3 protein-coding genes and 1 pseudogene are annotated in these 6,754 nt (G+C 55.6%); 2 read left to right on the forward strand and 2 right to left on the reverse strand.

The genetic code is table 11. The features are described from left to right. A pseudogene (locus tag RW092_RS16005) lies at window positions 1-2,114 on the reverse strand (WIAG-tail domain); the annotation flags it as partial. Window positions 2,115-2,380: 266 nt separating this feature from the next. Here RW092_RS16005 and RW092_RS16010 point away from each other — a divergent pair. Then, window positions 2,381-3,694: an MFS transporter gene (locus RW092_RS16010; RefSeq protein WP_164744140.1), complete on the forward strand. Its 1,314-nt coding sequence runs from the start codon at window positions 2,381-2,383 to the stop codon at window positions 3,692-3,694. 5 nt (window positions 3,695-3,699) lie between these two features. On the opposite strand, the gene RW092_RS16015 is transcribed toward RW092_RS16010, so the two are convergent. After that, complete coding sequence (locus RW092_RS16015) at window positions 3,700-5,673, reverse strand: glycoside hydrolase family 127 protein (protein WP_316010663.1); 1,974 nt, start codon at window positions 5,671-5,673, stop codon at window positions 3,700-3,702. Between the two features lie 132 nt (window positions 5,674-5,805). Between RW092_RS16015 and RW092_RS16020 the strand changes: the two genes are divergently transcribed. Next, a complete protein-coding gene (locus RW092_RS16020) occupies window positions 5,806-6,687 on the forward strand; it encodes a helix-turn-helix domain-containing protein (protein WP_316010664.1) in 882 nt (293 codons plus the stop codon). Window positions 6,688-6,754: the final 67 nt, after the last annotated feature.

Raw genomic sequence — 6,754 nt, forward strand, 5'->3', positions numbered from 1 at the left:
TCCTTGCCGCGGATACCCGCCTCGGGAAGCAATCCGCTCTGCCGCAACTCGGCAGACAGATGACCGGCTTCGATGGCTTCGGCGGCAAGATGGCGGGAGCCCACGGCTGCGTCACTTATGTGGCGTCCCGACACACTGTTTTCTGCCAAATGCTTGCTCTGTACCACCCCAGCGGCCAAGTGATCTGTACCTACCGCGCCTGCGGACAGCGCCTCCGATCCGACGGCCCCGGGGGCTAGATGCCCGGAGTCCACGGCTTGCGCCGCCAGTTTTGGGCCGGTAACACTGCCGTTCGCCAGCTTCGCCGCCGTGACTGCCAGATCTCCCAACTTATCTGTGGTCACACTTTCCGGTGAGAGCTTCAGGCTGGTGACCGCATGATCCTGAAGATGCGGTGAGAAAATGACGCCAACCCCCAGGTGCTCTTCCCGAATCGCACCGGGTGCGATCTGACTGCGGGTGATGGAGCCTGTTGCCAAATGCCGGGTCTGCACAATGCCCGATCCCAAATGGTCAGCTGTGATTTGCTGCGCACCGATAGCGGATTCCGTCACCGCGCCCGGAGCGATCACCCGGCTCGTCACACTGTCTTTTGCCAGTTTGTCAGCCGTTACGCTGCCGGATTGCAAGTGATTCGTCGCCACCGCTTCATCCGCCAGATGCTCCGAGGTCACCTCGGCGGATGCCAGCTTCTGCCGCGTGACCGCCGCATCGGCCAAATGCCATTCCTGCACCGCTTCCGAGCCCAGGTGATCGCTTTGCACCGCCCCTTCTGTCAGGTGCTGGCTCGTAATTGCTCCCCGAGCAAGCTGCTGCGATTGCACGGCCCCTTTGGCTAAGTGCCGGGTCAATACGGCTTCGTCCGCGATTTTTCCCGGCAACACACTTTGATCGGCGATCTTGGACGAAGTCACCGCCTGCTCGATGATATGGGAAGTGCCCACAGACTGGTCGGCCAGCTTCGTGGAGGGAATCGACTTATCGGCGAGATGCCGCGCCTCGATCACTTGGTCAGCGAGATGCTCCTGACCGATACTACCCGGCTGTACATGCTCGCTGCCCACCGCTCCTGACGCAAGATGGTGGGATTCAATCACCATTTCACCTAAATGAGCTGAAGTCACGCTCCCTTCCTGGAGCTGCTCCGCGCCGACACTCGACCAAGCCAGCAGTTCCCGATCGATCATCCCGGGAGCCAAATGCCGCGAAGTTATGCTGTGATCAGCCAGATGACGGCTCTCCACCGCCCCTTCCGCCAGCTTCTCCCCCGTTACGGAGTGGTCGCGCAGCTTCGACGTTGTCACCGCGGCCTCTCCCAGTTTAGAGGTGTCGACTGCTCCGTTCGCCAAATGCTGCGCATTTACAGCACCGCTGCGGATTTTATCTCCCGTAACAGATTGGTCCTGCAAAAGTTCGGACGTTACGATCCATTCCGCCAGATGCCGGCTCTCCACTGCCCCTTCGGCCAGCTTCTCGCCGGTGATCACCCGATCCGCCAGCTTCTCTGGGGTGATGCTGCCATCAACCAGCTTCTCCCCGCTGATCGAGTGATCCCGGATCGCTCGGCCTTCGATCGAACCATCCACCAGATGGCTGCCGTTCACAGAAGAAGGAGCGATTTTCGAAGAAGTGACCGCCCGATCCGCCAGCTTAATGGTCTCCACGGCATAATCGGCGATCCAAGCGGTATCGATCGTTCCTCGCATGATCCGTGATGCATCGATCGTATACGGCGCAATTTTCTCCCCAGTAACAGCCTCATCGATGATATCGTCGGTATAAATAATCCCTTGCTCTTGATGCGGGGCTGCTTTTTCACTGAGCAGTTCCTGCAGCGCCTGGTTCCCGCTATCGCTGCTTCCATGTTCCGTAACTGCCGCAGACCCTGCCGCAGACTCTATCGCAGCTGATGCTGGCGTGTTCGCCTCTTTCTCTTGTTCCGGCAGCGCGGGCAGTACGGGAGCTGGGCTTTCATGAAGCTCAACCTTCTTGTCTCGGGATCGCAACGATGCCTTTCGTTCCTCAAGCAGCTTAAGCTCGTTGATATTCGGGTTATCTACGTAATAGAGCGATTTCTTTGATCTGCTTGATTTTGATGATTTATGTCTCTTCAAGAGCCGCCCTCTCCTTTGCCAAAATAATAATCTTTGGTATCATATGCGGGGGTTTAGGCTCCTGTCACAGCTTTTCGGCCTGATGCCGCCGCATGCCGCCTCCTGAAAAAGATGAAATGGTTTCCTCGTTTTCTACCGTTTTTAGCAGAACGTCCGCACGTTACAATATCCTTACGCGACAAACCTCGGAACGCACGTCGAAACACGCCGAAGTTCGCTGAAGTTCACGGAACACCCTAAAGCCTAAGTCCTGGAGGCAACTAGACATGAAAACCGATCTCGCCATAAACACCGCTCAAAAAGCATCCGTCAACCTCACCCCGGCTGCCGCAGGCACGTCGAATGAGCCTGACGCCAGCGCCCGATCGACGGATAGTCCCGCGACTGCACCCAATCTCGGGTATCGCCGCTCGTTTGCAATTATTTTGACCAGCGTTGTGCTGTTAAGCTTCGGCGGGAAGCTCTATGAAATCATCCTGCCGCTGATGATGTATGACATCACTCATTCCTCTGTGGCGATGAGCAGTATGAAAACCGCAGAGCTGTTGCCCAACTTCTTCTTCGCCATCTTCATCGGCGTCTTGGTTGACCGCGTCAACAAAAAGCGCTGGGTCCTCTGGATGATCGGACTGCAAGCGATTTTGCTGCTTGCCTTTGCCGTCTTATTCCGCAGCGGGATCCATCTGATGCCGGTCTATTACGCCATCGGCTTCCTGTTGATGACGCTGAACTATGGATATTTTAATGCCGAGGTCAGCCTGATCAAACTGAGTGTCCCGGCTCGGGAACTGACAAGCGCCAATGCCAAGCTGAGCTTCGCCGAAACGTTTGTTGGCATTATGGGGCCGGCGTTGTCTGGTCTGATCCTGATGTTATCCGACATTTCTGATGGCTTGCTTATCACGTCGTTCTGTTACCTGATATGTATGGGGTTATTTACTAGACTAAAATTGGCGGAGCAAAAAGAAACCCCGCGGCAATCCCGATTCACCGCGGAGTTTCTGGAAGGCTGGCGCGCTTTTTGCGCGAACAAGCCGCTTGTCTTGATGACCGTGTTCGTCGTCTTTCTAAACTGTACGCACACCGTGATTAGTACGACATCGATCTACTATGCCAAGGATGATTTGGGGTTATCGTCGTCCCTGCTGGCCGTAGTACTCTCGGCGTCAGGGGCCGGAGGTCTTGCCGGAAGCTTGCTGCTCAGCCGGTTAAGACAATCCTGGGGGCTGGGCAAAGTGTTTGCTGCATCCATCTTGCTGAATGTTATCGCTTATCTCCTTCTATTTATCACCGAAGGCCTCGTGATGTTCGCCGTTGCTCTTTTCTTATCCGGATTTGCCGCAACCCTGTACAGCGTGTCGGTGTACGCCTTCCGCCAAGAGCAGACGCCGGCCCCGCTGATGGGACGGATCGCCGGAATTACCGGGACCTGCTTCCGGATCGGCATGCCTATCGCCGTCTACGCCTCTGGCTGGGTTATCGCCTGGTGGGGTACAAGCGTTATCTTTATCGCCTGCGCGATATGGAATCTGACCGTCCTGGTCTTTTATGTGCGAACCCGGTTGTGGAACGTTCAGTAGACGATTTAGCGCTCGCGCACCCACACCATCATTTCCCCTTCGCCGCGGTTCGCCCAGGCATAATACGGGATAAACTTCAGCGTTGCCGGTTGCTCTGCCAGACGCGGCGACGCGCTGTACAATCCGCCGTCCCAGTCCGACCCGGTGATGCGAACCGCCTCCGTCTGCACGGTAACGATGCCGCCCACAAGATCGGCTTCGTATGCCGCGTGAAGTTCGGCCTCCCGCGGCAACACCAGCTCATGCAGGTTCGCCCCGTTGTCAGCCTGCTCCAGGCAATAGACGAGCGGACCGCGCTGCAGCGCCACCTTGCCGGCGTTGCCGCGTACGAGAGGATGGCTGTACATCCGCGTCACCGGCATCGCCAGCTTCAGCTCCACCACATCCCCTGCACACCATTGCCGTGCCAGCCGAATGTAGCCGTCCTGAAGCACAGCTCCCTCCAGTTTCACTTCTACTCCATTCACGTGAAGGCTCGCTTCTGGGCACCAATCCGGCAGCCGTAACGCCAGTGTAAAACGGCCTTCTCCCTCTGGCTGCACCTCAAACCGCACCTTTCCATCCCAAGGATAATCGGTCGTTTGCGTCAGCTTCACCTTGCCGCCGCTCGTTGGCAATTCAGCTTCCCCGCCGATATAGAGATGCGCATATACCGTATCGCCTTGCACTGTATAGATGTATTCGCCAAGTGAGGCTAGCAGCCGGGCGATATTTGGCGGACAGCAAGCGCAGCCGAACCATTCCTGACGAACCGTTTTGATATGGTCAAACTTATGGTTCGCGCCTCCGCAAGCTTTCGGATCCACCTCCAGCGGATTCACATAGAAGAAATGCCTGCCGTCCCTTGCCATTCCAGCGACAACCGTATTGTATAAAGCCCGCTCCATCACATTGGCATATCTCGAATCCGGCGAAATTCGCAGCATCCGTTGGGCGAAGAAGATCAGCCCGATAGAAGCGCAAGTCTCCGAATATACCGTGTCATTCGGCAGGTCGTAATCAAATGAAAATGCTTCGCCCTGCGGCATGGAGCCTACCCCGCCGGTAATATACATCTGTTTGTCGACGATGTTGTCCCACAGCTTGCGGCAGGCAGCCAGCATCGACTCGTCACCGGTCAGCGCTGCAACGTCGGCCATCCCAGTCAACATATACAGCAGCCGAACCGCATGCCCCACCGCAGTCTCCTGCTCTCGTACCGGCAGATGTGCCTGATGGTAAGCGAGATTCACATGATCGGCATGTCCCGCCCAGTGCGTTTGACCTCCCCGCCGCTTGAGCTCCTCTTCGAAGAAGAAAGGCTTCTGTCCCCGTTGCTCCAGGAAAAATTGGCTTAGTCGCAAATATCGCTCTTCTCCGGTCACCTCGTACAGCTTAACGAGCGCCAACTCGATTTCCTGATGGCCGTCGTACCCGGGCAGCTTGCCGGGTTCCGCACCAAACACGCTGTCGATATAATCCGCAAACTTGATGACGATGTCGAGCAGGTTTCTTTTGCCCGTGGCCCGATAATAGGCGACTCCCGCTTCAATCAAATGTCCTGCGCAATACAGCTCATGGCATTCCGTCAGATTCGTCCAGCGCTTGCCCGGCTCCTTCAGGATATAATACGTGTTCAAATACCCGTCTTCCCGTTGTGCCAAGGCCATCGTATCAATTAACCCGTCGGCGATCGCTGCCAGCTCCGGATTTGGATCCGCTTCCAAAATATAAGCAGCGGCTTCCAGCCATTTCGCCAAATCGCTGTCCTGGAATACCAGCCCGTAATATTCTCCCTGAGCCTGCCCTGCGGCAATTTGGAAATTGCGTACAGCGCCGCTAGGTTCAGCACCTTCCACCCGATCATTTAATGCTTCCCATTGATAAGGAACAACCACATCCTTCACCAAACGGATATAGTAACTCCAAAATTCGTCTCGAATGTTCACCCGATTCAGCGCAACCCGCTCGGAACGCGGCATTTGCCCGGCTAACTTCATCGCAAGGCCTCCTCCTTTTTTTCAAAAAATCATACTGACAAATCTCATTTTATCTCATATATTTAGAACGAAATACGAATCCTATCAACCTCAAAGTTATAATATTTCACACTCAAAATGGAGGAGAGTTCCTTGCCGAAACCAACGGACCTGGTACAGCTGACGGCGCCGCCTTTGCCTTATTTTTTGGAATGTGGACATACCGTCTATCAGCCCGGAGACGAGCATCCCAACCGACGGAATATCGGGATCTTTGATTGGATCGTCGTGGAATCCGGCACGTTATACCTCGGGGAGTCGGGGCAATCCTGGAGCTTAGGGGCCGGCCAATCGCTGCTGCTGTTACCCGATCGGCATCATTACGCGGTGAAGCCATGCGAGGAGATAACATCGTTTTATTGGCTGCATTTTCATACGGTCTGTGCTTGGCAGCAGCTCCCGGCAGAGGAAGCGGATCATCGTTATCCAGACGCGGATGAGCATTACAGCCGTTTCCTGGCTGCACCGTACTCTCTGCATCTGCCGAAAGCGTGGGACCTTCCTTCACCGGACCAGACGTTCCGCTTGTTCCGACAGCTGTTGGGAGGCCTCGGGGAACGTCAATCCCGGGTGTTTTGGAACCGGCAGCAGCGGTTCGAGGAATTGCTTCGCTCAATGGACCTCCGGCAGTTGGAATCGCATGCCTCGCCGGTAGTAACCGTTGCGGAGAAGGCCGAGGCCTACATCAAGAGCAACTTCCGTTCGGAGCTTAACAGCGGGCAGATGGCCGATGCCTTGCATTACCACTATAACTACATCACGCGCTGCATGAAGCAGGTATATGGCATGACGCCCAACGATTACTTGCTGCATTACCGGCTAGAGCAAGCCAAGCTGCTGCTGCTGACCACAGAGTGGCCGATTGCGGACATTGCTTCTTACGTTGGCTTCAACAGCACGCCCTACTTCTCGAACCGGTTTGCGTTCAAAAACGGCTGCTCTCCCCGCGAGTTCCGCAAGCGATATATGTCTTAAGAAAACGTCATTCTTTCTGGCGTGTAATATAATCAAAATATAAAGAGGAAATCCCCAGCGACTATCG

Origin of the sequence: Paenibacillus sp. 3LSP (genome assembly GCF_032465655.1) — a bacterium.
Taxonomy (GTDB): domain Bacteria; phylum Bacillota; class Bacilli; order Paenibacillales; family Paenibacillaceae; genus Fontibacillus; species Fontibacillus barengoltzii.